This is a genomic window from Mycobacterium sp. NTMscope_MAC_12 (assembly GCF_976985675.1).
Genome location: NZ_CDRJYY010000001.1, coordinates 5,533,260 through 5,558,060, shown reverse-complemented (window position 1 = coordinate 5,558,060; position 24,801 = coordinate 5,533,260). Strand labels below are relative to the sequence as shown.

Genomic DNA, 24,801 nt, shown 5'->3' with positions numbered 1-24,801 from the left:
ATTGATGGCCACGCATTCGTTCGGTCCGGGCTCACCGGCCGCGTCGAAGTCGTATTGCGGCTCGCCCGCGTGGAATCACAGCTACACCATCGCGGCGCTGCGCGCCGGATTGATCGCGTTGGCGCTACTGGCGGTGCTCGCGGTCATCGTCTTGTTCTGAACTGATCCGAGCGGGTATTCGCCTTGCGGCTCAACAAGGGTCATTCTTGCGGTGCGCGCGCTCATGGAGCAGGGTTGATAACGGCCGGCCGCCGTGAGGCGGCCCGCGCGACTGAGCGTCAAGACGATAATCGAAGAAAGGAACGCCGTGGCTGAATACACCCTGCCCGACTTGGACTGGGACTATGCAGCGTTGGAACCGCACATCTCAGGTCAGATCAACGAGATCCACCACAGTAAGCACCACGCCACCTACGTCAAAGGCGTGAACGACGCTCTGTCCAAGCTCGAAGAGGCCCGTGCCAACGAGGATCACGCTGCGATCTTCCTGAACGAAAAGAACCTGGCCTTTCACCTGGGCGGCCACGTCAACCACTCCATCTGGTGGAAGAACCTGTCGCCGGACGGTGGGGACAAGCCGACCGGCGAATTGGCCGCCGCGATCGACGACGCCTTCGGATCCTTCGACCGGTTCCGCGCGCAGTTCAGCGCGGCGGCCAACGGCCTGCAGGGGTCGGGCTGGGCGGTGCTGGGCTACGACACCCTCGGCAGCCGGCTGCTGACCTTCCAGCTCTACGACCAGCAGGCCAACGTTCCGCTGGGCATCATTCCGCTGCTGCAGGTCGACATGTGGGAGCACGCCTTCTACCTGCAGTACAAGAACGTCAAGGCGGACTACGTCAAGGCGTTCTGGAACGTGGTCAACTGGGCCGACGTGCAGAAGCGGTACGCCGCCGCGACCTCGAAAACCCAGGGCCTGATCTTCGGCTGACTTTCATTTCGATCGGCGGGGGCGTCGCGCGGATTGCGCGGCGCCCCAGTCGTTTGTCCGGCCCGAATCGGCCGGGTGTGAAGAGACCGTGTCGTGTTGCACGGCGCCTAATCCGCAGGCATTCTTAATTATTCGGACTACCAGTGTGGTTATTCCCAACGGAGGCGTCGCGCGGAGGTCGAGATGGAAACTGGGTCGGACCGACCTATCGGGGTTTCCCCGTTCCATTCCCGCGGCGCCCTGAAGGGGTTCCTGATCTCCGGACGTTGGCCGGACTCGACGAAAGAGTGGGCCCAACTCCTCATGGTCGCGGTCAGGATCGCGTCCTTGCCCGGATTGCTGTCCACCACAACGGTGTTCGGCGCCCGCGAGGAATTGCCCGACGAACCCGAGCCGGACACGGTCGGCCTGGTGCTGGCCGAGGGCACGGTTTTTGGTGAATCAGCTATCCAGCCGGGCTATTTCGCCGACCATCAGCCCCCCGCGCTGCTCATGCTGCACCCGCCGTCGGAAACCACGCCGTCGCTGCCCGAATGCACGGGCGCGGCATCGGGATGCGTATTGCTGCCCGGATTGCCCTACCTCGGCCTGGAACACCGGGCGGCTTGGGTGGAAGCAGAAGCCGACGGCACCATCACCTCGATGGTGAGCCGGGTCGGCATCGACCCGATCAGCCATCCCGACACGGCAATCCTGGCGATGCTTCTCGCCGCATAGCGCCAACGCCGGGGACACCGCGGCGGTGCGAATCGCGATTCACCCTTCCCGGTCGGGGCGTCGTCCTTCGCGCTCGCGGCGGTGCGCGACCGGCCCGGCCTCTCGACCGTCACGTCGGGCCGCGGTCACCGGTGGACGGGCCCCGGATGACCGCCACCTTGGCGGCGCCGGCTAAGTTAACGACCCCTCGACCATCGGTGTCCGCCAGGCGATCGACGGGTTTCGGCGCGTCCTCGACGGTCTCGTTTCGCGCCCGGCAGCAAATGACGTGCCAGATCGGGCCGGCGCGTGGGCCCGTTGCGGTGCGATCGCCCAGCACAGCTCGGGTGTTCACCGTGACTCCCGCGAGGCGGCCCGCCCGCCACTTCGGGACGGGTGTCCGATTCTGCGGATAACCTGTGAGTTCCGTGGATTTTGTGGACACCCCAGCGAATCAGTTAGACGCTCGTCAAGTGGGGAGTTGGTGAGCGTCAGCTGTGCCGTTCGGGAATCCTTCGGGGTTTGCACCTGGTTAGCCTTACCAAGCCTCGCTACCATGATCAGCAAATACACCTAGGTAATCGTTAGCTTCTACAGCCCAGTGGAGGTCATATCAATGAGCACGACGTTCGCTGCTCGCCTGAACCGCCTGTTCGACACGGTGTATCCGCCTGGACGCGGTGCGCACACCTCCGCGGAAGTGATCGCGGCGCTCAAGGCGGAGGGCATAACGATGTCGGCTCCGTACCTGTCCCAGCTGCGTTCCGGCAACCGCACCAACCCGTCCTCGGCGACGATGGCCGCCCTGGCCAACTTCTTCCGCATCAAGCCGGCCTACTTCACCGACGACGAGTACTACGAGAAGCTCGACAAGGAATTGTCGTGGCTGGCCACGGCGCGCGACGACAATGTGCGACGCATCGCGATGCGCACGGCGGAGTTGTCCCCGGAGGCGCAGCGCGAGGTCATGGAGCGGGTCAACGAGCTGCGCCGCGCGGAGCACCTGGACGCCTAGCGGCCGCCCGGGCCTCACATCGACCGGCCGGGGCCCTGCCGGCCAGCCCTGGGGAGCTGACGCCCGCCCGTTCCGATTAGGGTTGGCAAACGGATCGCGAACGCGACAGCGTGAGACGACGATTGCCAGCGAGATACCGGGAGGCGGCCGGGAATGGGCCTGTTCGGCAAGCGAAAGAGCCGCGCGACGCGTCGCGCCGAAGCCCGCGCGATCAAGGCCCGCGCGAAGCTCGAGGCCAAGCTGGCCGCCAAGAACGAGGTGCGGCGCGCCAAATCCGCGCAGCGGGCCGAGAACAAGGCGCTGCGGGCTCAGATCAAGGCGCAACGCGACAGCGACCGCAATGCGCTGAAAGTCGCTGAGGCCCAACTCAAGGCGGCCCGGGAGGGCAAGATCTTCTCTCCGGCACGGATCCGCCGCGTGCTCACGGTGGCGCGGCTGCTCGCGCCGATCCTCACCCCGGTGATCTACCGGTTGGCCGTCTCGGCGCGCGCGCTGATCGATCAGCGCCGCGCGGACCAGCTCGGGATTCCGCTGGCACAGATCGGCCAGTTCTCCGGACCCGGCGCCCAGCTGTCGGCCCGAATCGCCGGGGCGGAAAAGTCGCTGCGGACGGTGCAGGACAAGAAACCCAAGGACGCCGAGACCAAGGCGTTCGTGGCGGCCATCTCCGAGCGGCTCGCCGATCTGTCGGCGGCGATCACCGCCGCGGAGAATCTGCCCGCCGCGCGTCGCCGGGCGGCCCACGCCGCGATCTCGGCGCAGCTCGAAGGCATCGAGGCCGACCTGATGGCCCGCCTCGGGTTGAGCTGACCGACCGCACGAAAGGCAACCTCCTCCATGTCCATCCACGGCCGGTGGATCTCGCGCATCCTGATCGCGGTCGGCGCCGTCGTCGTCCTGGCTTTCGGGTCGGCCCTGCAGACCCCCGCGGCGTGGGCGCACGTCCACGCCAGCAGCGACAACGCGGTGCGCGGTGCCATGGCCCTCGTGGCCTTCCAGGTGCCCAACGAGTCGAACACCGGGGCCGCCACCACCGCCCTGAGCGTCGCCCTGCCCGACGTCGCATCGGCGCGCACCGAAAGCATGCCGGGCTGGACCGCCAGGCTCGACCGTGACGCGGCATCGGGTGCCGTCCGCTCGGTGACCTGGACGGCCGCCCCCAGCGGGGGAATCGCCCCCGACCAATTCGCTCTGTTCCGGTTGTCGGTGAAGCTGCCGGACACCGACACCGTCAGCTTCCCGGCCACCCAGTCCTACGCCGACGGGACCGTCGTGAAATGGGATGAGGCGCCGCTGCCCGACGGCGGCGAGCCGGAACACCCGGCGCCCATGCTCACCCTGGCCGCCGCGGCACCCCACCACCATCACGCGACGCCCAACCCGGTGACCGAACCCGCGCGGCCCCACGCGGCCGACAACACCGCGCGGTGGCTGGGTGGCGCCGCGCTGGTGGTCGCGGCGCTGGGTGTCGCGATCGCCGTGATCCGCCGCCGCCCATGAAACGGCTGGCTGTCGGCGCGTGCGTCAGCGCCCTGTTCGCGGTTGCCCTGCTCACCGCCCCGGTGGCGTCGGCGCACGCCACGCGGGTGGCCACCGACCCCGCGGCCAATGCGGTGCTGGCGTCCGGCCCGCAGCGGGTCAGCGCGACCTTCAACGAGCAGCTGCAGACCACGTTCGCCGCGATGACGGTGGTCGGGCCGGACGGCAATGTGTGGTCCTCCGGAGAGCCCACCGTGGCGGGTGCGGTGGTCAGCGTCGCCCTGCGCCCGCTGGGACCATCCGGGACGTACACGGTGAACTACCGGGTGACCTCCGCGGACGGCCACGTGGTGTCGGGGTCCTGGTCGTTTCAGCTCACGGTGTCCGGAACCGGTACGCCCGGGCCGCCCGCCGCCGGCGGCGGTGACGGCGGTGTCGTCCCCGTCTGGCCGTTCGTGGCGGCCGCGGTGGCGCTCGTTGCGGGCGGCGCGTGGTGGGCGGTGCGGCACAGGCGGTGATCGAGCCGCCGGGACGCGTGCTGGCATGATGGGGTCGAGATCCCTGAGCTAGGGAAGCGACGACAGAGGAAGCTCAAGGAGCGGCCGCATGGCAGACCCGCAGGACCCCACCGACAGCGCGCCCGACGGCGCCGGCAATCCGCCGGAAAAGAAACCGCCCGCCAAGGCGGCGAAAAAGACCGCGAAGGCGCCCGCCAAGAAGGCACCTGCGAAAAAGGCGCCCGCCAAGAAAGCGCCCGCGAAGAAGTTGCCCGCGAAGAAGGCGCCGGCCCAGAAAGCCGAACCCACACCCCCGAAACCGCCCGAGCCGCCATCCGGCGTGCAGCAGCGAGCGGAAACCAACGGCGACCTCACGGCCGCCGCTAAAGACGCTGCGGCACAGGCGAAGTCCACCGTGGAAGCCGCCAACAACCCGGTCTCGCCCGCTGCCGCGGGCCCCGCGGTGGCGCAATCCCCGGTGCCGCTGATCGTGGCGCTGGCCGTCAGCCTGCTGGCCATCCTGCTCATCCGCCAGCTGCGCCGCCGCTGAGCACGCAGGCGGCTAACGTGTCAGAAGTGACGGTGTCGTTCCAACCGACCGCCGACCTCGTCGACAGCATCGGTCCCGACGTGCGCAGCTGCGATACCCAGTTCCGCCAGCTCGGCGGGCGGGCCGAGTTCGCGGGGCCGATCAGCACCGTGCGCTGCTTTCAAGACAACGCGCTGCTCAAGTCGGTGCTCTCGGAGCCGGGTGACGGCGGCATCTTGGTGATCGACGGCGGCGGCTCGCTGCACACCGCGCTGGTCGGCGACGTCATCGCCGAGCTCGCCCGCTCCAACGGCTGGGCCGGGCTCATCGTCAACGGCGCGGTGCGGGACTCCGCCGCGCTGCGGGGGATGGACATCGGCATCAAGGCGTTGGGCACCAATCCCCGCAAGAGCACCAAGACCGGCGCCGGAGAACGCGACGTCGAAGTCGCCCTGGGCGGTGTGACGTTCGTGCCGGGCGAGATCGCCTACAGCGACGACGACGGGATCGTCGTCGTCGCCGCGGACCGCTAAACCGCTACCGGCGCACGCTTTTTCGCGAACTCCAGACCCTCGTCGTCGACCTTGCCGCGCCGGATCGTGCGCATGTCGACGAAGTAGTTCTGCTTGAGCCGCCACGGCGCCCGCGACCCCGACTTGGGCAGCAGGTGCATCGAACGCCGGAAGTAGCCGGGGGTGAAGTCCATGAACGGCAGCTCGTCGACCGCGTCGCCCGGGTGCTGCGGCTCGACGAAGTCAAAGCCCTTGGCGTCCATGTAGTTCAGCAAGCGGCAGACGAATTCGGAGACCAGGTCGGCCTTCAGCGTCCAGGACGCGTTCGTGTAGCCGAAGGTGATCGCGAAGTTGGGCACGCCGGAGAACATCAGGCCCTTGTAGGTCATCAACGAGGTCAGGTCGATGTCCTCGCCGTTGCGGGTCGGCTTCACCCCGCCCAGCAACTGCATGTTCAATCCCGTTGCGGTGACGATGATGTCGGCCGCCAACTCCTCACCCGAGGTGAGCTTGATGCCGGTCTCGGTGAACCGGTCGATGGTGTCGGTCACGACGTCGGCCTTGCCATGCCGGATGGTCCGGAAGAAGTCCCCGTCGGGCGCCAGGCATAGCCGCTCGTCCCAGACGTTGTAGCGCGGCCCGAAGTGCTTCTCGACGTCGTAGCCCTGCGGCAGGCGCCGCTGCGCCATCGTCATCAACGTCTTGCGCATGTAGGCCGGGGCCTTGCGGGACAGCTGGTACTGGAAGGTGCTGAACGCGATGGCTTTCCAGCGGTTGGCCATGTGCGCGAGGCGCTCGGGCAGCAGCCGGTTGGCCTTCTCGGCGAAGGGATCGACCCCGGGCAGCGACCCGATGTAGGTCGGCGAGCGCTGCAGCATCGTCACGTGCCCCGCGCCCGAGTTCACCAGGGCGGGAATCAGGGTGATCGCGGTCGCACCGGATCCGATGACGACGATGCGCTTGCCCGCGTAGTCGAGGTCCTCGGGCCAGTGCTGCGGATGCACGATGGTGCCGCCGAAGTCGTCCGAGCCTTCGAAGGTGGGCGAGAACCCCTCGTCGTAGTTGTAGTAGCCGGTGCAGGCGAACAGGAACGAACAGGTCATCTCGCTCGTGCCGCCGTCGTTCTCGACGGTCAGCGTCCAGCGGTTGTCGTCGTCGGACCAGTCGGCGGCCACCACCCGGTGGTTGTAGCGGATGTGCGACTCGATGCGGTTCTCGACCGCGGCCTCCTTGATGTAGGCCTTGATCGACGCGCCGTCGGCGATCGACTTCGCCGAACGCCAGGGCTTGAACCGGAAGCCGAGGGTGAACATGTCCGAGTCGGATCGGATGCCCGGGTACTTGAAGAGGTCCCAGGTGCCGCCGAGGTCGGCGCGGCGCTCCAGGATGGCGTAGCTCTTGGTCGGGCAGCGTTCCTGCAGGTGCCAGGCCGCGCTCACGCCGGAGATGCCGGCGCCCACGATGAGGACGTCAAGGTGCTCAGTCATACGGCCACGTTATCAACACCGTGTTGAATCGGTCAACACCGTGTCGAAACTCTCGACGCCGTGTAAAGTAGCGGCCGTGACTACCGTCGGTTCCGCCCGCACCCACCGGGGCAGGCGCTCGGCGCGCCCGTCCGGCGACGACCGTGAACTGGCCATTTTGACCACCGCCGAACGGTTGCTGCAGGAACGCGCGCTCGCCGACATCTCCGTCGACGACCTCGCCAAGGGGGCCGGGCTGTCCCGGCCGACGTTCTACTTCTATTTCCCGTCCAAGGACGCGGTGCTGTTCACCCTGTTCGAGCGGGTGATCATGGAGGCAGACTCCGCGCTGGAGTCGCTGGTCGCCAGCCCGCCCGCCGACCTGAAAGCGTTGTGGCGCATCGGGATCAACGTGTTCGTCGAGACCTTCGGCACACATCGCGCGGTGTCGCTGGCCGCCGATGCCGCGCGCACCAACAAGGACGTCGGCGAACTGTGGTCACGCTTCATGCAGAAATGGGTCGACCACATCACCACCGTGATCGAAGCCGAGCGCGCCCGCGGCGCGGCGCCGGTGACACTGCCGGCGCGCAACCTGTCCGCGGCACTGAACCTGCTCAACGAAAAGGTCATGCTCAGCGCGTTCGCCGACGGGCGACCGTCGGTGCCCAGCGAGCAACTGCTCGACACGCTGGTGCACATCTGGGTCAGCAGCGTCTACGGCGAGGCCTGCTGAAACGGGCTTGTCGGCGCCTCGTGCGAACATATGTTCGTGCGGTGCGATGCGTCCATCCTGCACGCGGACCTGGATTCCTTCTACGCGTCCGTCGAACAGCGCGACGACCCGACCCTGCGCGGCCGCCCGGTGATCGTCGGCGGCGGGGTGGTGCTGGCCGCGAGCTACGAGGCCAAGGCCTACGGCGTGCGCACGGCCATGGGCGGGGCGCAGGCGCGGCGGCTGTGCCCGGCCGCCGTGGTGGTGCCGCCGCGGATGAACGCCTACAGCCGCGCCAGTGACGCCGTCTTCGAGGTGTTCCGTGATTGCACCCCGATCGTGGAGGCGCTGTCGGTGGACGAGGCCTTCCTCGACGTCGGCGGGCTGCGCCGGGCCAGGGGCACGCCGGTGGCGATCGCCGAGCGGTTGCGCGCCGACGTGCGCGAGCGGGTCGGGCTGCCGATCACCGTCGGGATCGCTCGGACGAAGTTCCTCGCCAAGGTCGCCAGCCAGGAGGCCAAGCCCAACGGGCTGCTGCTGGTGCCGCCCGATCAGGAGCTGACGTTTCTGCGGCCGCTGCCGGTGCGCCGGCTGTGGGGCGTGGGCGCGGTGACGGCCGAGAAGCTGCACGCGCACGGCATCGTGACCGTCGCCGACGTCGCCGAGCTCAGCGAGTCGACGCTCGGCTCGATGGTGGGCGGCGCGATGGGCCGTCAGCTGTATGCGCTGTCCCGCAACATCGACCGTCGGCGAGTCACCACCGGCGTTCGCCGCCGCTCCGTCGGCGCTCAGCGGGCGCTGGGCCGCTCCGGTAACACTATGTCGCGCAACGAGATCGACGCCGTGGTGGTCAACTTGATCGACCGCATCACCGGCCGCATGCGCGCGGCCGGGCGCACCGGGCGCACGGTGGTGCTGCGGCTGCGCTTCGACGACTTCACCCGCGCGACCCGGTCACACACCCTGCCGTGGGCCACGTCGTCCACGGCCCCCATCCTGGCCGCCGCCCGGCGGCTGGTAGCAGGCGCCGCGCCGATGATCGCGCAACGCGGCCTGACGCTGGTGGGCTTCGCGGTGTCGGGCATCGACCGCAGCGGCGCCCAGCAGCTGATGCTGCCGTTCGGCGACTCGAACCGCCGCACGGCCGGCGACGACATCGACGCGGCCATCGACCGGGTGCGGGATCGGTACGGCAAGTCCGCCCTGACGCCCGCGGTTTTGGTCGGCCGCGATCCGGGCTTCGAGATGCCGCACCTGCCCGACTGACGGGTTGTCGGTGTTTTCACTAATAATTCAATTATTCTTTGCCACATGCCTTTTCGATGATTTGAGGTTGATTTGAATCAGCCTCGCGACGCCGCCTGTGCGGCGGCCCGCTTGTTAGGTTGGCGAAAACCCGACCTCGAAAGTGAGCAACTGAATCCGATGGCGCCGCACCAATCCCGCGACACCGGCCTGCCCCGCGAGGGTCTCCTGCTCGGTTACAGCGCGTTACTCGCCCTATCCGCGGGCTTCGTCAACTCCGTGGCGCTGCTGATCTTGGCGGTGCCCGTCGGCAATCTGACCGGGATCACCACCCAGCTGGGCATGAACACGGCCAACCCCTGGCTGTACGAAGGCCACGTGCTCGGCGCGATCTTTCTGGGCTTCCTGATGGGAGCGACCATAGCGGGGGCGATCCTCGCACCCACCGATGCTCTTGCGGGCCCGCGCCACGCCGCCGTGCTCTTCCTCGAGGCAGGCTTGCTCGTGCTTGCCGCGGTCGGGGTCGAGGAGACCGCCGTCAGGGCACAGGTCGACGCCCTGGGCATCGAGCAGACCGCGGTGCAGGCGCTGTTCGCCGCCGCGGCGCTCGGCCTGCAAAACGGGATGACATCGAGCTTTCGCGGAATGGCGATCCGCACCACGCACTTCACCGGAACCATTACCGACCTCGGGCTGATCCTCGGTCGCAGCCGGATACACGGAATCAAGAACTGGAAAACGGCGATACTGGCGACCACCCTGGTGTTATTCCTCGGCGGCGGTGTGGCCGGGATCATGTTCGGGGCCCAGTTGGGGGGTTACGCGTTGCTCATCCCGGCCGCGATTTGCGCGACCGTCGGCGCCGCCAACCTGCTGCAGGGCGCCGGCCGCAGCGACGCACCGGTTCCCGAGCACGCCGAACCGGTGCAGGTCTGAGTGGCGTCTCAATTCGCGCCGGTCCACTCCAGCAGCCGCTCGGCCGGCCAGGTGTTCACGATGCGGTCGGCGGGAACCCCCGCATCCAGCGCGCGCTGGGCGCCGTAACCGAGGAAGTCCAGTTGGCCGGGCGCGTGGGCGTCGGTGTCGATGCTGAACACGCAACCGATCTCCAGCGCCAGGTTGAGCAGGCGGGTCGGCGGGTCGCGCCGCTCGGGCCGCGAGTTGATCTCCACCGCGGTGCCGGACTCGCGGCAGGCCGTGAACACGGCCTCGGCGTCGAACTTGGACTCCGGCCGGATGCCGCGGTTTCCGGACACCAGCCGACCGGTGCAGTGGCCGAGCACGTCGGCGTGCGGGTTTTCGACCGCGCGCACCATGCGCCGGGTCATCGCGGCCGAATCCATCGACAACTTGGAGTGCACGCTGGCCACCACGACGTCGAGGCGTTCCAGCAGTTCGGGTTCCTGGTCCAGGCTGCCGTCGTCGAGGATGTCGACCTCGATCCCGGTGAGGATGCGCATCGGCGCGAACTTCTCCCGCAGCCGGTCGATCACGTCGAGCTGCTTGCGTAACCGCTCCGGCGACAGACCGTTGGCGATGGTCAGCCGCGGCGAATGGTCGGTCAGCGCACAGTATTCGTGGCCCAGCGCCGCCGCCGCGGCCATCATCTCGTCGATGGGCGCCGAGCCGTCCGACCAGTTGGAGTGCAAGTGCAGATCGCCGCGCAGGGCGGCACGAATGTCACCGCCACCGAGATCTTGTGCGGTGGAACGCAATTCGACCAGCAGGTCGGGTTCTCGGCCGGACCACGCCTGGTCGATGACCTTGGCGGTTTTGGGGCCGATTCCCGGCAGCGACTGCCAGCTGTTGGCCTGACCGTGGCGTTCCCGCGCCGCGTCGTCGAGGCCCTCGATGATGTCGGCCGCGTTGCGGTAAGCCATCACGCGTCGGGGGTCGTGACGGCTCCGGTCCTTGTAGTAGGCGATCTGCCGCAGGGCCGCTACCGGATCCATGACTCCAGTGTGCCCCGCGGTGGCTACAGCAGTTGGCCGACGACGAACCCGGCGAGCAGCACACCGAACCCGCCGATCTCGCCGACGATGAGTGCGGCCATCGCCAGTTCGGTGCGCCGGTCGGCGTTTTCGAACTGGTTGACGGTGTCGCGCCGGGCCCCGTGGGTGATGTAGGCGGCGATGGCCGCCACGAAGAAGAAGACGACGACCCCCGCCGCCACCAGGTTCACCCACACCGGCCAGGCGCTCAGTTGCACGAAGACGGCGAGCAGCAGCGTCGCGAACGAATACAGCAGCGCCGCGCGGTGCGCGATGTCGACGTAGGGATGCGCAAGGTGATTCTCGGAGGTCATCATCCCGCGGTATTTCCAGATGCCGAGCACGAGCGCGAGCAGAAAGATCAGGCCCGCCGCCAGCAGGGTGACCTTGGTGTCGATTCCCAAGGAGCAACAAGGACAGTTCATAGCGTGGCTGAGTTTAGTTGCCCTTCATAAACGACGACTAACGTCGTCGGCATGCGTTTCGCGTTCAAGACTTCCCCGCAGAACACCACCTGGGCACAGATGCTGGCCGTCTGGCAGGCGGCCGACGACATCGACGTCTACGAGTCCGGGTGGACGTTCGACCACTTCTATCCCATCTTTTCCGACAGCAGCGGGCCCTGCCTGGAGGGTTGGACGACGCTGACGGCGCTGGCGCAGGCCACCACCCGGTTGCGGCTGGGCACCCTGGTCACCGGCATCCACTACCGCCACCCCGCGGTGCTGGCCAACATGGCGGCCGCCCTCGACATCATTTCGAACGGGCGACTCGAGCTGGGGATCGGCGCCGGCTGGAACGAAGAGGAATCCGGCGCCTACGGCATCGAGCTGGGCAGCATCAAGGAACGCTTCGACCGCTTCGAGGAGGCGTGCGAGGTGCTGACCAGCCTTTTGACCGCCGACTGCACCGATTTTCAAGGCAGGTTCTACCAGCTCAAGGGCGCCCGCAACGAGCCCAAGGGGCCGCAGCGCCCGCACCCCCCGATCTGCATCGGCGGCAGCGGAGAGAAGCGCACCCTGCGGATCACCGCCCGCTACGCCCAGCACTGGAACTTCGTCGGCGGTCCGCCCGACGTTTTCGCGCACAAGCGTGACGTCCTCGCCGCGCACTGCGCGGACATCGGTCGCGATCCGAAGGAGATCACGCTCTCGGCCCACCTGCGCCTGGAGCCGGATCTCGACTACGGGAAGGTTGTCGAGGACGCGGCGGGACTCGCCGCCGAAGGGCTCGACCTCGGGATCGTCTATCTGCCCCCGCCGCACGACCCTGCCGTGCTGGAACCGCTCGCCGAGGCGATCCGCGACTCGGGGTTGCTGGACCGATAACACCGATTGTGGGGGCAGCCCGCGGTGCTCAGGCGAAAAATCCCGGCGCCGGCCGTCGAGCAAACCCGCCGAGCGCCCTCGGGCGCGTCGGCTGGGCGCTCACGCGCCGAAGAGCAGCAGATCCTGGGCGGTTACCAGCCGCTCGTGCTTGGCGGGGAACTCGCGACTTTTTACCGGGTGACGCAACCATGACCAGGCCATTCGCCCCATCCGCGTCCGGGGTACTGGGTGGATATGCACAAGAACCACTCCTGCGATCGGTCCGTCCATCCGGGAAACAGTGTGACCCCCCTGTGAGCGGGCTCACAGAGGATTATTAGACACCCGCCGCCTGGCAAACTGAAGCAGACGCGCCGAACGAACCCGGCCGTGTTTCTGGTGTGGCTGGTGTTACTACTGAAGCGGTACCGCGGTGGGCTTGATGGGCGCCGGCAGCGCGGTGGAACCCATCATGAAGCGGTCGGCCGCGGCCGCGGCCGCCCTGCCCTCAGCAATCGCCCAGACGATCAATGACTGGCCGCGACCCATGTCCCCGGCTACGAAGACGCCCGGAACCGACGTCTCGAAGTCGGCGCCGCGCGCGACGTTGCCGCGCTCGGTGAGCTTGACCCCGAGTTCGGTGAGCAGCCCCTCCTTCTCGGGCCCCACGAATCCCATCGCCAGCAACACCAGATCGGCCTCGAGTTCGAACTCGGAACCCTCCACCTTGACGAACTTGCCGTCCTCCATGGTGACCTCGTGCGCCTTGAGCGCCTTCACGCGACCGTCGTGGCCGACGAACTCCTCGGTGTTGACGGAGAACACCCGCTCGCCGCCCTCTTCGTGCGCCGCGGAGACCCGGTACATCAGCGGGTAGGTCGGCCACGGGGTGGACGGGGCGCGCGTCTCGGGTGGGCGCGGCATGATCTCGAACTGGTGCACCTCGGTGGCGCCCTGCCGGTGCACGGTGCCCAGGCAGTCGGCGCCGGTGTCACCGCCGCCGATGATGATGACCTTCTTGCCTTTGGCGGTCAGCGGCGGTTGCCCGTCGGCATCCACCTCGCCCTCGCCGAGGTCGCCCGACGCCTGCCGGTTGCCCCAGGGCAGGAACTCCATCGCCTGGTGGATGCCATCCAATTCCCGTCCGGGAACGGGCAGATCGCGCCAGGCGGTCGCACCGCCGGCCAGCACCACCGCGTCGAAGTCGGAGCGCAGCTGCTCGGCGGTGATGTCGACCCCGACGTTGACGCCCGCCCGGAATTCGGTTCCCTCGGCCCGCATTTGGTCCAGCCGGCGATCGAGGACGCGCTTCTCCATCTTGAATTCCGGGATGCCGTAGCGCAGCAGCCCGCCGATACGGTCGGCCCGCTCGAAGACGGTGACGCTGTGGCCCGCGCGGGTCAGCTGCTGGGCGGCGGCCAGGCCCGCGGGTCCGGAACCGACAACGGCGACCTTCTTCCCGGTCAGCTTCTCCGGCGGCAACGGCCGCACCCAGCCCTCGTCGAAGGCCTTGTCGATGATCTCCAGCTCGATCTGCTTGATCGTCACCGGATCCTGGTTGATGCCGAGCACACAGGCCGGCTCACAGGGCGCCGGGCACAACCGACCGGTGAAGTCCGGGAAGTTGTTGGTGGCGTGTAGCCGTTCGATCGCCGCCTGCCACTGGTCCCTGCGGACCAGGTCATTCCACTCCGGAATCAGGTTGCCCAGCGGGCAACCGTTGTGACAGAACGGAATACCGCAGTCCATGCAACGGGTCGCCTGCTCGCGCAGGGTCTCGTTGTCGAATTCCTCGTAGACCTCACGCCAGTCGCGCAACCGCAGCGGGACGGGCCGGCGCTTCGGCAATTCCCGGTGCGTGTATTTCAGGAAGCCGCTCGGATCAGCCATGGGCGGCCGCCATGATCGCCTTGTCGACATCGGCGCCGTCGCGTTCCGCGTCGGCGATGGCCTGCAGCACCCGCTTGTAGTCGCGCGGCATCACCTTGGCGAAATGCCGCCGCTGTTGCGGCCAGTCACCCAGAATGCGCTGGCCCACAGCGGAGTCGGTGGCATCCACGTGTGCCTGGATCATGCCTTGCAACCACTCGTTGTCATCGTCATCCAAGCTCTCGAGCTCGACCATCTCTTCGTTGAGATTTCCTGGCAATTCGCCGTGCGGGTCGTAGATGTACGCCACACCGCCGGACATGCCGGCCGCGAAGTTGCGGCCGGTGCGTCCGAGGACGACGACCTTGCCGCCGGTCATGTATTCACACCCGTGGTCCCCGACGCCCTCGACGACGGCGTGCGCCCCGGAGTTGCGGACCGCGAATCGTTCGCCGACGACACCGCGCAGGTACGCCTCGCCGCTGGTGGCGCCGAACAGGATGACGTTGCCGCCGATGATGTTGTCCTCGGCCACGTAGTCCTGCGGCGCGTCGTCCGACGGCCGGACCACGATCCGGCCACCGGACAGACCCTTGCCGACGTAGTCGTTGGCGTCGCCGTAGACGCGCAAGGTGATGCCGCGCGGGACGAACGCGCCGAAGCTGTTGCCCGCCGAACCGTCGAAGGTGATGTCGATGGTCCCGTCCGGCAACCCTTGCCCGCCATAGGCTTTGGTGACCTCATGGCCGAGCATGGTGCCCACCGTGCGGTTGACGTTGCTGATCGTGGTGGAGAAGCGCACCGGCTTGCCGGAATCCAGCGCCTCGCGGCTCATCACGATCAACTGCTGGTCGAGCGCCTTGTCCAGGCCGTGGTCCTGACGCGAGGTGCAGTACAGGTCCTGGTTCATGAACGCCGACTCCGGCTCGTGCAGGACCGGGTCCAGGTCGAGCCGGTGCGCCTTCCAGTGGGCGCGCGCCAGCGTGGTGTCCAACGCCTTGACCTGGCCGACGGCCTCGTTGAGGGTGCGGAATCCCAACTGCGCCATGTATTCGCGGACTTCTTCGGCGATGAACATGAAGAAGTTCTCGACGAACTCGGGCTTGCCGGTGAAACGTTCGCGCAGCACCGGGTTCTGGGTGGCCACGCCGACGGGGCAGGTGTCGAGGTGGCAGACGCGCATCATGATGCAGCCGGACACCACCAACGGCGCGGTGGCGAAGCCGAATTCCTCGGCGCCGAGCAGCGCCGCGATCATCACGTCGCGACCCGTCTTGAGCTGGCCGTCGACCTGGACCACGATCCGGTCGCGTAACCCGTTGAGCAGCAACGTCTGCTGCGTCTCGGCCAGCCCCAGCTCCCAGGGCGCCCCGGCGTGCTTCATCGAGGTCATCGGGGTCGCACCGGTGCCGCCGTCGTGCCCGGAGATCAGGACCACATCGGCGTGGGCCTTGGACACACCCGCGGCCACCGTGCCGACGCCGTTCTCGGAGACCAGCTTGACGTGCACGCGCGCCGCCGGGTTGGCGTTCTTCAGGTCGTGGATCAGCTGGGCTAGATCCTCGATGGAGTAGATGTCGTGGTGCGGCGGCGGCGAGATCAGGCCGACACCGGGGGTGGAATGGCGGACTTCGGCAACCCACGGGTACACCTTGTGCCCCGGAAGCTGGCCTCCCTCACCGGGTTTCGCACCCTGCGCCATCTTGATCTGGATGTCGGTGCAGTTGGTCAGGTAATGCGAGGTGACACCGAACCGGCCGGAGGCGACCTGCTTGATCGCGCTGCGCCGCCAGGCCCCGTCGGGGTCGCGGTCGAAGCGCTTGACGTCCTCGCCGCCCTCGCCGCTGTTGGACCGTCCGCCCAACCGGTTCATGGCGATGGCCAGCGTCTCGTGCGCCTCCGCCGAGATCGAGCCGTAGCTCATCGCCCCGGTGGAGAAGCGTTTGACGATTTCGCTGGCGGGCTCGACCTCTTCGAGCGGGATCGGTTGCCGCACACCGGCGCGGAACTTGAGCAGGCCGCGCAGGGACGCCATGCGCTCGCTCTGGTCGTCGACCAGGCGGGTGTAGTCCTTGAACACCTTGTACTGGCCGGTGCGCGTCGCGTGCTGCAGCTTGAAGACGGTCTCCGGGTTGAACAGGTGGTACTCGCCCTCGCGGCGCCACTGGTATTCCCCGCCCACCTCGAGCTCGCGGTGGGCGCGTTCGCCCGGACGGTCCAGGTAGGCCAGCGCGTGGCGGGCGGCGACGTCGGCGGCGATGTCGTCGAGCGTGATCCCGCCGATGGGACAGCTCAAGCCGGTGAAGTATTCGCTGAGCACATCCTCGGAAATCCCGACCGCCTGGAACAACTGCGCACCGGTGTAGGAGGCCAGCGTCGAAATGCCCATCTTGGACATCACTTTCAGCACACCCTTGCCGGCGGCCTTGATGTAGTTGTTCAGCGCCGTCTTGCGGTCGATGCCCTCGATGACACCCCGGTCGAGCATGTCCTCGATCGACTCGAACGCCAGGTACGGGTTGATCGCCGCGGCGCCGAAGCTGACCAGCGCCGCCATGTGGTGCACCTCGCGGGCGTCACCGGTCTCCACCACCAGGCCGACGTGGGTGCGGGTCCGGTCGCGCACCAGGTGGTGGTGCACCCCCGCCACCGCGAGCAGCGACGGAATGGGCGCCATCTGTTCGTCGGATTCGCGGTCGGACAAGATGATCACTCGTGCGCCGTCGGCGATCGCCGCCGACGCCTGCGCCCGCACGTCCTCGAGGGCGGCGGCCAGCCCGGCGCCCCCTTCGGCCACCGGGTACAGACAGCGAATCACCTTGGAACGCATGCCATGCGGGCGGCCGTTGACCTCGTCATCGGGGTTGAGGTTGATCAGCTTCGCCAGCTCTCGATTGCGCAGGATCGGCTGCGGCAGCGCGATCTGGTGACACGACAGCTCGGTCGGCGTCAGCAGGTCGCGCTCGCCGCCGGTGGTGCCCTGCAGGCTGGTCACCACCTCCTCACGGATGGCGTCCAGCGGCGGGTTGGTCACCTGCGCGAAGAGCTGCTGGAAGTAGTCGTAGAGGATCCGGGGTCGCTGCGAGAGCACCGCGACCGGGGTGTCGGTGCCCATCGACCCGATCGGTTCGGCGCCGCTGCGCACCATCGGCGCCACCAGCAGGCTGAGTTCCTCATAGGTGTAGCCGAATGTCTGCTGGCGCTTGACCAGTCGGTCATGCGGCATCCGCTTGTAGTGGCCCTGCGGCAGGTCGTCGAGGGGGACCAGATTCTTGTCCAGCCACTCCTGATAGGGGTGTTCGGCGGCCAGCTCCGCTTTGATCTCCTCGTCGGAGACGATGCGGCCCTGGGCGGTGTCCACCAGGAACATGCGGCCGGGCTGCAGCCGCATCCGGCGCACCACCTTGGCCGGGTCCAGGTCCAGCACGCCGGCCTCGGACGCCATCACCACCAACCCGTCTTCGGTGACCCAGATCCGCGAGGGGCGCAAGCCATTACGGTCGAGCACCGCGCCGATGATGGTGCCGTCGGTGAAGGTGATCGACGCCGGCCCGTCCCACGGCTCCATCAGGGAGGCGTGGTAGCGGTAGAACGCGCGGCGCGCGGGGTCCATCGACTCGTTGCGCTCCCACGCCTCGGGGATCATCATCAGCACGGCGTGCGCCAGGCTGCGCCCACCCAGGTGGAGCAGCTCGAGCGCCTCGTCGAAGCGCGCGGTGTCGGAGGCGCCCGGGGTGCAGATCGGGAACAACTTCTCGACGTCGGCTTCCGAGCCGAAGACGTCGGTCTTGATCAACGCCTCGCGGGCCCGCATCCAATTCTCGTTGCCGGTGACGGTGTTGATCTCGCCGTTGTGGGCGACGCGGCGGAACGGATGCGCCAGCGGCCACGACGGAAAAGTGTTGGTGGAGAACCGGGAGTGCACGATTCCCAGCGCGCTGGTAAGCCGATTGTCTTGCAGGTCAAGGTAAAACGCCTTGAGCTGCGGGGTGGTCAGCATGCCCTTGTACACCAGGGTCTGGCCCGAAAGGCTTGGGAAGTAAACGGTTTCGCGGCCGGGGCCGTCCTGGCCCGGGCCCTTGGTGCCCAGCTCGTGCTCGGCGCGCTTGCGGACCACGTAGGCGCGGCGCTCCAGCGTCATGCCGGATTCCCCCGCCATGAACACCTGCCGGAAGGTGGGCATGGCGTCGCGGGAGAGCGCACCCAGCGACGAGTCGTCGGTGGGGACGTTGCGCCAGCCCAGCACGGTCAGGCCCTCGGCTTCGGCGATCTTCTCCACCGCGGCACATGCGGTCGCGGCGTCCTTGGACGATTGCGGCAAGAAGGCGATGCCGGTGGCGTAGCTGCCCGCCGGCGGCAACTCGAAGTCCACGACTTCGCGCAGGAAGGCATCGGGGACCTGGAGCATGATGCCGGCACCGTCGCCGCTGCGCGGCTCGGCGCCCTGGGCACCCCGGTGTTCGAGGTTGAGCAGCGCGGTGATTGCCTTATCGACGATGTCGCGGCTGCGACGGCCGTGCATATCGACGACCATGGCTACCCCGCACGCGTCGTGCTCGAACGCGGGGTTGTATAACCCGACGCGCTTGGGCGTCATATGCACCTGACCCTTCACCTGAACGTTCTGCGCGGCCGTTAGCAGCGGCCCCGATGAGGTCGCACCCGGACGTTGCGGGCTAAAACCCCTTCGGTCTTGTCTCGATAGGCTGTGCCCCAGGCGGAGATGATCCTGTTCGGGATGTCCGTGCAGCTCTGAACGGTGGCCTGGAACCGGTCTCGACAAGTCGTAAAACGATATGACAATACCCGCCTGACATGCCAACTTCGTCAAGTCTAAACCGTCGGCGGGCACCCTCATAAATTTCGCGGTCGCCGCGGATCGGCCATAGCCCGACGCCGCCGTTCGGGGCCGTGATTTGCCGCCGTCGCGGGGCCTCGCCCGGCATATCACCGCCCCGGGGCCGCCGCCCGTGATTAGTTTGCTGGAGGCACTTTCAGGCGCGGCGGCCGGGGCGCCGCGGGCGGGGATGAACGTGCTCAGCGCCGGGCTCGCGGGGGCGCAACGCTCCGGCCGCGGGCCGATCCGAGTTTGCAGGTTTCCACACCGGCCGGGTGAGGAGATACTGGACCGATGTTGGTCACCTCCGGCGGCGCACGCCGGACCGTGGCGCTTATCACGTAACACGGCGCGACGATCGACCGTCCGGCACCTGAGGAGCCCATGAACGAGCGCGACGAATTCCTGCGGGACCGTCTGCGGCCCGAGCGGGAAACCACCGCGGCGGCACGCCCGCCTGGTCCCCCTCCGCACGGGCCCCATCCCGCCCCTCGGCCACCGGCTCCGCCTCCCCCTGCGCCCCGGCCCTCCGCGCCGCCGCAGGGCAGGGCGCCCGCACCCCCGCCATCGGCTCCCGCCGCCCCGCCGTCCTTCCGGCCACCACCCGCGCCGCAGCCACCGGCCCCCGCGCCGGCGCCGCCCCCGGAACTCCCCGACCGCGGTTGGCGACGGGCCGTGCGGATCGCCACCTTCGGCCTGATCGCCCTGGGCCCGTCGCCCACCCAACGGCAGGAAGCTCAGTTCAAGGCGGCGATCCAGACCCTCCTGTACGGGCACTACAAGGTCGGCGTGCTGGGCAAGGGCGGCGTGGGCAAGACGTCGGTGGCGGCCAGCGTCGGCTCGCTGTTCGCCCAACTCCGCCGGCAAGACCACGTGGTGGCGATCGACGCCGACACCGCCTTCGGGCGACTCAGCAGCCGCATCGATCCGGGATCGACGCGCTCGTTCTGGGAGCTCACCGCCGACAAAAACCTGCGGTCCTTCGACGATGTGGTGGCGCGGCTGGGCCGCAATTCCGCCGGCCTGCACGTGCTCGCCGGCGAACCGGCGTCCGGCCCGCGCCGCGTGCTCGACCCCGCGATCTACCGGGAAGCCGCGCTGCGACTGGATCGCCATTTCACGATCTCGGTCATCGACTGCGGTTCGACGATGGACGCGCCCCTCACCCAGGAGGTGCTGCGGGATCTGGACGCGCTGATCGTGGTGTCCTCACCCTGGGCCGACGGCGCGTCCGCCGCCGCGCGAACCATGGAGTGGCTGGCGGATCAGGGCCTGACGACGCTGCTGGCGCACAGCATCGTCGTGCTCAACGATTCCGACGGCCATGCCGACAAACGCACCCGCGCGTTGCTGGCCCGCGAGTTCACCGATCACGGGCGGCCGGTCATCGAGGTGCCGTTCGACCCGCACCTGCGCCCCGGCGGGGTCATCGACGTGGCCCGCGAAATGGCCCCGGCCACGCGGCGCAAGTTCCTCGAGATCACGGCGACGGTCGCCGGGTACTTCGCGGCGCGCCCCCACGGCTCTGGTGACCGAGGGCCGAAAGACCCACAGAGCTAGGACTTCTCGGCGGCGTCCCCCATCCGCGCCGACGGGTCGGCGATCGCCTCGATCTTGGCCACGCGCGTGCCGCGGATCGTCAGCACGATGACGGCGAACAGGCGGCGGTCGCTGAAGGCCAGCAGCACCGGCGCCCCGACGGGGCCGCCGACCAGCGTCACACCCGGCCACAGGTACCGCAGCAGGTTGGTGGCCACCGCGTCGGGCCCGTGGTTGACCTGTTGTGGCGGCGGCGGGTCGCCGAGAATCGTGCCCACGCCCCAGACCGTCGGATCGAGGACGGCGGCCAGCCCGGCGAGGTCGCCGTTCGAGCAGGCGGTAATGAATTTCTCCGTGACGAGCTGATGCTCGGCCGCGGCCACATCGTTCATATTCGGTTGCGCCGCAACGAATTTCGCCCGCGCCCGCCGCGCGAGCTGGCGGCAGGTGCCGGCCGGACGGCCCACCGCCTCCGAAATCGAGTCGAAGGGAATGCCGAACACGTCGTGCAGCACGAAGCTGACCCGCTCACCGGGGCTGAGCCTGCGCAGGACCTCCAGCAGCGCGCTGCGGATCTCGTCGTCGAGGGTGATCCGGTCGGCCGGGTCGGAGCGGCGCGGCGCCGGGCGCTCCTCGACGTCGCCGGGACGTTCGTAACGGGCGCGGGCCGAGCGCACCTGGTCGAGGCAGAGCCGGCTCGCCACCACGGTCAGCCAGCCCCGGACGTCCTCGATGCCGCTGACCTCGGCGCGGGAGAGCCGCAGGAATGCCTCCTGCGCAACGTCTTCCGCGTCGCCGATGTCGCCCAGCATCTGGTAGGCGAGGTTGACCAGATACGGGCGGTGACGACGCCAGGCCTCGGCGACCTGGTCGCCGGCTGACTGCGACTGGTTCATGACTCTTCGACGATATGGCGCCGCAAAAAGTTACCCGTTCTGCGGTGTAACTTTCCCACCTTTTGCCCCGTCCTTGCAGCAGTACAAATCCACGAAAGGAACCATCCCATGGCAATCGTCGTCACCGGCGCGACCGGTAACGTCGGGCGCCCGCTCGTCGCGGACCTGCGTGCCGCGGGAGCGCGCGTGCGCGCGGTCACCCGACAGCCGGCACCGGCCGGATTTCCCCCCGACGTCGAGGTGTTCGATTCGGCCACCGACGCGCTCTCGGGCGCGTCAGCGGTCTTCCTGAACTCCCGCGCGCTCGGCGGGCGGCTCGAAGAAGTGGTGGCCGAATGCGCGCGCGCCGGCGTCGCCAAGCTGGTCGCCTTGTCGGCGATCAACGCCGACGATGACGTCTCGCGTCAGCCGTCGCGATTTCGCGGTGACCGCAACAGGGAGGTCGAACAGCTCGCCGTCGGCTCCGGACTGGCCTGGGTGAGCCTGCGGCCCACCGTGTTCGCGACGAATTTCGCCGGCATGTGGTCCGCGCAGCTCCGCGCCGGCGACGTGGTCGCGGGGCCATACGCCGCGGCGTCGACGGCGCCGATCGTCGAGACGGACATCGCGGCGGTCGCGGCGCAGGCGTTGCTCACCGATGAGCTTGTCGGACAGCGGATCCCGCTGACCGGCCCGCAGGCGTTCACCGACTCGGAGCTGGTGGAGGTCATCGGCACCGTGCTGGGACGGCCGCTGCATTACCTGGAGGTGCCCACGGCCGCTGTGCGGCAACGCTTCCTGGGTCTGGGATTCAGCGCCGGATTCGCCGACGCCTACATTGCCATGCTCGCCGAATCGCTCGACAAGCCCGCGCTGGTCACCCACGACGTCGAGAAGATCCTTGGCCGCCCGGCACTTCCGTTCAGCCACTGGGTCGCCGAGCACCGCGACGTCTTCACCGGCGAGAACGAGGGGGCCTGACATGACCGAACCGCGTCCCCCGCGTTACCTCAAACCCATGAACAAGTTCATGATGGCGGTCCAACGGCTGGGCATTCCGACCGGGCCGGCCATGGTGCTCACCGTGCCCGGACGTAAGTCCGGTCAACCGCGCAGCACGCCGATGACGCCGTTCGACTTCCGCGGCGGGCTCTATGTGGTGGCCGGCTATCCCGGCGCCGACTGGGCGGCGAACGCCAGGGCGGCGGGCGCCGGCACGCTGCGCCGCGGCCGCCGCTCACGCCGGGTCCGGATCGTCGAACTGTCCGCCGACGAGGCCCGGCCGGTGCTGCGGGAGTTCCCCGCCAAAGTCCCGGTCGGCGTGGCGTTCGCGAAACGCTCGGGCATGGTGCGCGACGGGACGGCCGACGAATTCGAAGCCCTGGCCGGCCGTCTCGCCGTGTTCCGCTTCGAGTCGACGTAGGGTTCGCGTCACCAGACGATGGCGGCCATGTCGCGGTTGTCCGAACACACGCTGCGCACCGCCGCCTCGATATCGGCGGCGGAGATGATCTGCAGGTCCTCGACCGTCACCGGTTGGCCCGCCCGCTTCTGCGCGACCACCCGGGTGTCGCGGAAGCCTTCGGCACGTTCGACGACATTGCGGGCGAACCGGCCGTTCTGCATGGCATCGATGCCGTGGCGCCCACCGGGAGTGGTGTAGTTGCGGATGGTCGTGGCCGCGTCCAGGAGCTTCTCGCGTGCGCCGTCGTCGAGCAGGCTGGCGCGCGGCGTCGCGTAGCGGTGTGCGATCTCGACGATCTCCGAAGGTGAGTAGGACTCGAAGCGCAGCTTGCGGTTGAACCGGCCGGCCAAACCCGGGTTCACGGTGAGGAATTGGTCCACCTGGTCTTCATAGCCCGCACCGATGAAACAGAAGTCGAATCGGTGCGCTTCCAGCGCGACGAGGAGCTGGTTGACGGCCTCCATGCCGATCATGTCGGGCGTGCCGTCCTGATGGCGTTCGATCAGGGAGTAGAACTCGTCCATGAAAATGATTCGGCCGAGCGACTTTTCGATCAGCTCGTTGGTCTTGGGTCCCGACTCCCCGATGAAGTGGCCGCAGAAGTCCGAACGGCGCACCTCCCGGATCTCGGGGTGGCGCACGATCCCCATGCCGGCGTAGATCTTGCCCAGCGCCTCGGCGGTGGTCGTCTTACCGGTGCCCGGCGGCCCGACCAGCAGCATGTGGTTGGTCTGCCCCTCCACCGGCAGGCCGTGCTCGAGGCGCATCATCCGCACTTCGAGTTGGTCTTCCAGCGCCGCGACGGCCTGCTTGACGGCGGCGAGCCCCACTTGCTTCGCCAGCAGCTTGCGTCCCTCGGCCAGCAGCTCGGCCCGCCGCCCGGCGGTGGCGTCCTCGTCGAGTTCGTCGCGGCTCTTGGCCGAGGACGCGTCCCAACGATCGGTGCGACTCTCGATGGTCTCTTCGTCGGTGACCACCAGGTGCAGGTTCGGGTCGGCCAGCGCTTCTTTGGCCGCCTCGGTGAGGACCCCGTTGATGGTGGCCTTGGACAGCCAGATCTGGGCCTTGTCCTCCTCGCGCAGCTGGCGGTGCACCATCCCGCGCACGTACGCCAGATCGGCAACGAGCAGCGGGATGTCGGCCGGGCCGATCGATGCGGTCAACACGTCGGCGTCGAAGCGCGACGACGACTGGGTGTGCCCGATCACGTCGACGCGGTCCAGCCAGTCCAGCGCGACCCGGCCCTGCCCGAGGTGGGCGGCGGCGTGCGCGGCCAGCGCGCAGATCGACGCCGTCACGGCCGACATGACGATCGCCTGCGCGGGCAGCTCCTCGGCGGCCGCCAGCAGCACGTCCGGCCAGCGTTGCGTCCGGTACATCAGGAAGGTGCGGGCCAGCTGGTGCCACTGGTAGTTGGTCCAGGAGTCCAGCAGGTCGCGGTTGGCCAGCAGTTTGTCGGCCTCGGCGTACTCGCCGGCGATCGTCAATGCGGACGAGAGCGCCAGCCCCACCTGCGATGCGTCGGTGACGGTGATGCCGATGTAGGGGCCCAGCTGGATCTCCGCGGCCAGCGTCTGCCCGATGCGAGTGGTCTCGCGGTGCAGCCATTCGCTGGTGGCGTAGAGACGCCGCAACGAGGCCAGGTCGCTGTCGCCGCACGCGATGCGGCCCAGCCACGCGTCGGCCATCGACGCGTCGGCGTCGGTGGCGGCCACGAACTCCGGTAAGGCCGCCGCCCGGCCCTGCCGGCCCATGATCCCCATCGCCCGGTCGAAATGCCTTCGGGCCGTTTGTAAATCACCCATCACATCCCCCATCACGAGCGCCGCCGCC

General features: G+C 68.3%; 23 protein-coding genes. 16 read left to right on the top strand and 7 right to left on the bottom strand.

Annotated elements, in window-relative coordinates; genetic code table 11:
* Positions 1–4 precede the first annotated feature (4 nt).
* From AC0KS4_RS25865 to rraA, 9 genes are all read left to right on the top strand, one after another.
* A complete protein-coding gene (locus AC0KS4_RS25865; RefSeq protein WP_008262955.1) occupies positions 5–160 on the top strand; it encodes a hypothetical protein in 156 nt (51 codons plus the stop codon).
* Positions 161–307: 147 nt separating this feature from the next.
* On the top strand, positions 308–931 hold the full coding sequence (locus AC0KS4_RS25860) for a superoxide dismutase (protein WP_008262954.1): 624 nt from the start codon (positions 308–310) through the stop codon (positions 929–931).
* 183 nt (positions 932–1,114) lie between these two features.
* Complete coding sequence (locus tag AC0KS4_RS25855; RefSeq protein WP_225329641.1) at positions 1,115–1,648, top strand: peptidase; 534 nt, start codon at positions 1,115–1,117, stop codon at positions 1,646–1,648.
* A 595-nt stretch (positions 1,649–2,243) separates the two neighbouring features.
* Positions 2,244–2,642, top strand: a complete 399-nt coding sequence (locus AC0KS4_RS25850) for a secretion protein EspR (RefSeq protein ID WP_008262950.1) — start codon at positions 2,244–2,246, stop codon at positions 2,640–2,642.
* Between the two features lie 153 nt (positions 2,643–2,795).
* A complete protein-coding gene (locus tag AC0KS4_RS25845) occupies positions 2,796–3,452 on the top strand; it encodes a DUF6474 family protein (RefSeq protein WP_238955517.1) in 657 nt (218 codons plus the stop codon).
* A 27-nt stretch (positions 3,453–3,479) separates the two neighbouring features.
* On the top strand, positions 3,480–4,142 hold the full coding sequence (locus AC0KS4_RS25840; RefSeq protein WP_238955507.1) for a YcnI family copper-binding membrane protein: 663 nt from the start codon (positions 3,480–3,482) through the stop codon (positions 4,140–4,142).
* Positions 4,139–4,639: a copper resistance CopC family protein gene (locus AC0KS4_RS25835; RefSeq protein WP_238955504.1), complete on the top strand. Its 501-nt coding sequence runs from the start codon at positions 4,139–4,141 to the stop codon at positions 4,637–4,639. The genes AC0KS4_RS25840 and AC0KS4_RS25835 overlap by 4 nt, the downstream gene beginning before the upstream one ends.
* An 88-nt stretch (positions 4,640–4,727) precedes the next feature.
* On the top strand, positions 4,728–5,168 hold the full coding sequence (locus tag AC0KS4_RS25830; protein WP_275254017.1) for an Rv3852 family protein: 441 nt from the start codon (positions 4,728–4,730) through the stop codon (positions 5,166–5,168).
* Positions 5,169–5,194: 26 nt separating this feature from the next.
* Positions 5,195–5,680, top strand: coding sequence for a ribonuclease E activity regulator RraA (gene rraA, locus AC0KS4_RS25825; RefSeq protein WP_225329645.1), 486 nt, complete (start codon positions 5,195–5,197; stop codon positions 5,678–5,680).
* Here rraA and AC0KS4_RS25820 read toward each other — a convergent pair.
* A complete protein-coding gene (locus AC0KS4_RS25820) occupies positions 5,677–7,146 on the bottom strand; it encodes a flavin-containing monooxygenase (RefSeq protein ID WP_238955502.1) in 1,470 nt (489 codons plus the stop codon). The two genes, rraA and AC0KS4_RS25820, sit on opposite strands and share 4 nt — an antisense overlap.
* Positions 7,147–7,222: 76 nt before the next feature.
* On the opposite strand from AC0KS4_RS25820, the gene AC0KS4_RS25815 reads away from it, so the two are divergent.
* The 3 genes from AC0KS4_RS25815 (at position 7,223) to AC0KS4_RS25805 (ending at position 10,021) form a co-directional block, all read left to right on the top strand.
* Entirely contained in the window at positions 7,223–7,861 is a 639-nt protein-coding gene (locus AC0KS4_RS25815; protein WP_225329647.1) for a TetR/AcrR family transcriptional regulator, read from the top strand.
* Positions 7,862–7,891: 30 nt separating this feature from the next.
* Positions 7,892–9,106: a DNA polymerase IV gene (dinB, locus tag AC0KS4_RS25810; protein WP_238955500.1), complete on the top strand. Its 1,215-nt coding sequence runs from the start codon at positions 7,892–7,894 to the stop codon at positions 9,104–9,106.
* 159 nt (positions 9,107–9,265) lie between these two features.
* Entirely contained in the window at positions 9,266–10,021 is a 756-nt protein-coding gene (locus AC0KS4_RS25805; RefSeq protein WP_238955498.1) for a YoaK family protein, read from the top strand.
* An 8-nt stretch (positions 10,022–10,029) separates the two neighbouring features.
* Here the strand turns inward: AC0KS4_RS25805 and AC0KS4_RS25800 are convergent, their stop codons facing one another.
* The gene (locus tag AC0KS4_RS25800) at positions 10,030–11,037 is read right to left on the bottom strand and encodes a PHP domain-containing protein (RefSeq protein ID WP_225329650.1); all 1,008 of its coding nucleotides are present in this window, start codon (positions 11,035–11,037) and stop codon (positions 10,030–10,032) included.
* Between the two features lie 23 nt (positions 11,038–11,060).
* On the bottom strand, positions 11,061–11,501 hold the full coding sequence (locus AC0KS4_RS25795) for a hypothetical protein (RefSeq protein ID WP_225329651.1): 441 nt from the start codon (positions 11,499–11,501) through the stop codon (positions 11,061–11,063).
* 51 nt (positions 11,502–11,552) lie between these two features.
* On the opposite strand from AC0KS4_RS25795, the gene AC0KS4_RS25790 reads away from it, so the two are divergent.
* Positions 11,553–12,404 carry an LLM class F420-dependent oxidoreductase gene (locus AC0KS4_RS25790; protein ID WP_238955497.1) on the top strand — a complete coding sequence of 284 codons (852 nt, stop codon included), beginning with the start codon at positions 11,553–11,555 and terminating at the stop codon, positions 12,402–12,404.
* A 393-nt stretch (positions 12,405–12,797) separates the two neighbouring features.
* On the opposite strand, the gene AC0KS4_RS25785 is transcribed toward AC0KS4_RS25790, so the two are convergent.
* Positions 12,798–14,273, bottom strand: coding sequence for a glutamate synthase subunit beta (locus AC0KS4_RS25785; protein ID WP_238955495.1), 1,476 nt, complete (start codon positions 14,271–14,273; stop codon positions 12,798–12,800).
* Entirely contained in the window at positions 14,266–18,849 is a 4,584-nt protein-coding gene (gltB, locus tag AC0KS4_RS25780) for a glutamate synthase large subunit (RefSeq protein WP_225329654.1), read from the bottom strand. Before gltB ends, AC0KS4_RS25785 begins: the two co-directional genes overlap by 8 nt.
* Before the next feature lie 624 nt (positions 18,850–19,473).
* On the opposite strand from gltB, the gene AC0KS4_RS25775 reads away from it, so the two are divergent.
* Positions 19,474–20,649 carry a MinD/ParA family ATP-binding protein gene (locus AC0KS4_RS25775; RefSeq protein ID WP_225341150.1) on the top strand — a complete coding sequence of 392 codons (1,176 nt, stop codon included), beginning with the start codon at positions 19,474–19,476 and terminating at the stop codon, positions 20,647–20,649.
* Here AC0KS4_RS25775 and sigI read toward each other — a convergent pair.
* The gene (gene sigI / locus AC0KS4_RS25770; protein WP_225330569.1) at positions 20,646–21,524 is read right to left on the bottom strand and encodes an RNA polymerase sigma factor SigI; all 879 of its coding nucleotides are present in this window, start codon (positions 21,522–21,524) and stop codon (positions 20,646–20,648) included. The two genes, AC0KS4_RS25775 and sigI, sit on opposite strands and share 4 nt — an antisense overlap.
* A gap of 108 nt (positions 21,525–21,632) precedes the next feature.
* On the opposite strand from sigI, the gene AC0KS4_RS25765 reads away from it, so the two are divergent.
* Both AC0KS4_RS25765 and AC0KS4_RS25760 read left to right on the top strand, forming a co-directional pair.
* The gene (locus AC0KS4_RS25765) at positions 21,633–22,484 is read left to right on the top strand and encodes an NAD(P)H-binding protein (RefSeq protein ID WP_225330570.1); all 852 of its coding nucleotides are present in this window, start codon (positions 21,633–21,635) and stop codon (positions 22,482–22,484) included.
* 1 nt (position 22,485) lies between these two features.
* Positions 22,486–22,926 (top strand): nitroreductase family deazaflavin-dependent oxidoreductase, encoded by a 441-nt coding sequence (locus AC0KS4_RS25760; protein ID WP_225330571.1) that lies wholly within the window; start codon positions 22,486–22,488, stop codon positions 22,924–22,926.
* Between the two features lie 8 nt (positions 22,927–22,934).
* Here AC0KS4_RS25760 and eccA2 read toward each other — a convergent pair whose 3' ends face one another.
* Positions 22,935–24,785 carry a type VII secretion system ESX-2 AAA family ATPase EccA2 gene (gene eccA2, locus AC0KS4_RS25755; RefSeq protein WP_225330574.1) on the bottom strand — a complete coding sequence of 617 codons (1,851 nt, stop codon included), beginning with the start codon at positions 24,783–24,785 and terminating at the stop codon, positions 22,935–22,937.
* Positions 24,786–24,801: the final 16 nt, after the last annotated feature.

What these genes read in the sequence shown, in the direction of transcription:
- AC0KS4_RS25865 (WP_008262955.1), top strand. Translation starts at nt 5, where the DNA reads ATGGCCACGCATTCGTTCGGTCCGGGCTCACCGGCCGCGTCGAAGTCG.
- AC0KS4_RS25855 (WP_225329641.1), top strand. Translation starts at nt 1,115, where the DNA reads ATGGAAACTGGGTCGGACCGACCTATCGGGGTTTCCCCGTTCCATTCC.
- AC0KS4_RS25850 (WP_008262950.1), top strand. Translation starts at nt 2,244, where the DNA reads ATGAGCACGACGTTCGCTGCTCGCCTGAACCGCCTGTTCGACACGGTG.
- AC0KS4_RS25845 (WP_238955517.1), top strand. Translation starts at nt 2,796, where the DNA reads ATGGGCCTGTTCGGCAAGCGAAAGAGCCGCGCGACGCGTCGCGCCGAA.
- AC0KS4_RS25840 (WP_238955507.1), top strand. Translation starts at nt 3,480, where the DNA reads ATGTCCATCCACGGCCGGTGGATCTCGCGCATCCTGATCGCGGTCGGC.
- AC0KS4_RS25835 (WP_238955504.1), top strand. Translation starts at nt 4,139, where the DNA reads ATGAAACGGCTGGCTGTCGGCGCGTGCGTCAGCGCCCTGTTCGCGGTT.
- AC0KS4_RS25830 (WP_275254017.1), top strand. Translation starts at nt 4,728, where the DNA reads ATGGCAGACCCGCAGGACCCCACCGACAGCGCGCCCGACGGCGCCGGC.
- AC0KS4_RS25820 (WP_238955502.1), bottom strand. Translation starts at nt 7,146, where the DNA reads ATGACTGAGCACCTTGACGTCCTCATCGTGGGCGCCGGCATCTCCGGC.
- dinB (WP_238955500.1), top strand. Translation starts at nt 7,892, where the DNA reads ATGTTCGTGCGGTGCGATGCGTCCATCCTGCACGCGGACCTGGATTCC.
- AC0KS4_RS25805 (WP_238955498.1), top strand. Translation starts at nt 9,266, where the DNA reads ATGGCGCCGCACCAATCCCGCGACACCGGCCTGCCCCGCGAGGGTCTC.
- AC0KS4_RS25800 (WP_225329650.1), bottom strand. Translation starts at nt 11,037, where the DNA reads ATGGATCCGGTAGCGGCCCTGCGGCAGATCGCCTACTACAAGGACCGG.
- AC0KS4_RS25795 (WP_225329651.1), bottom strand. Translation starts at nt 11,501, where the DNA reads ATGAACTGTCCTTGTTGCTCCTTGGGAATCGACACCAAGGTCACCCTG.
- AC0KS4_RS25790 (WP_238955497.1), top strand. Translation starts at nt 11,553, where the DNA reads ATGCGTTTCGCGTTCAAGACTTCCCCGCAGAACACCACCTGGGCACAG.
- AC0KS4_RS25785 (WP_238955495.1), bottom strand. Translation starts at nt 14,273, where the DNA reads ATGGCTGATCCGAGCGGCTTCCTGAAATACACGCACCGGGAATTGCCG.
- gltB (WP_225329654.1), bottom strand. Translation starts at nt 18,849, where the DNA reads ATGACGCCCAAGCGCGTCGGGTTATACAACCCCGCGTTCGAGCACGAC.
- AC0KS4_RS25775 (WP_225341150.1), top strand. Translation starts at nt 19,474, where the DNA reads ATGAACGAGCGCGACGAATTCCTGCGGGACCGTCTGCGGCCCGAGCGG.
- sigI (WP_225330569.1), bottom strand. Translation starts at nt 21,524, where the DNA reads ATGAACCAGTCGCAGTCAGCCGGCGACCAGGTCGCCGAGGCCTGGCGT.
- AC0KS4_RS25765 (WP_225330570.1), top strand. Translation starts at nt 21,633, where the DNA reads ATGGCAATCGTCGTCACCGGCGCGACCGGTAACGTCGGGCGCCCGCTC.
- AC0KS4_RS25760 (WP_225330571.1), top strand. Translation starts at nt 22,486, where the DNA reads ATGACCGAACCGCGTCCCCCGCGTTACCTCAAACCCATGAACAAGTTC.
- eccA2 (WP_225330574.1), bottom strand. Translation starts at nt 24,785, where the DNA reads ATGGGGGATGTGATGGGTGATTTACAAACGGCCCGAAGGCATTTCGAC.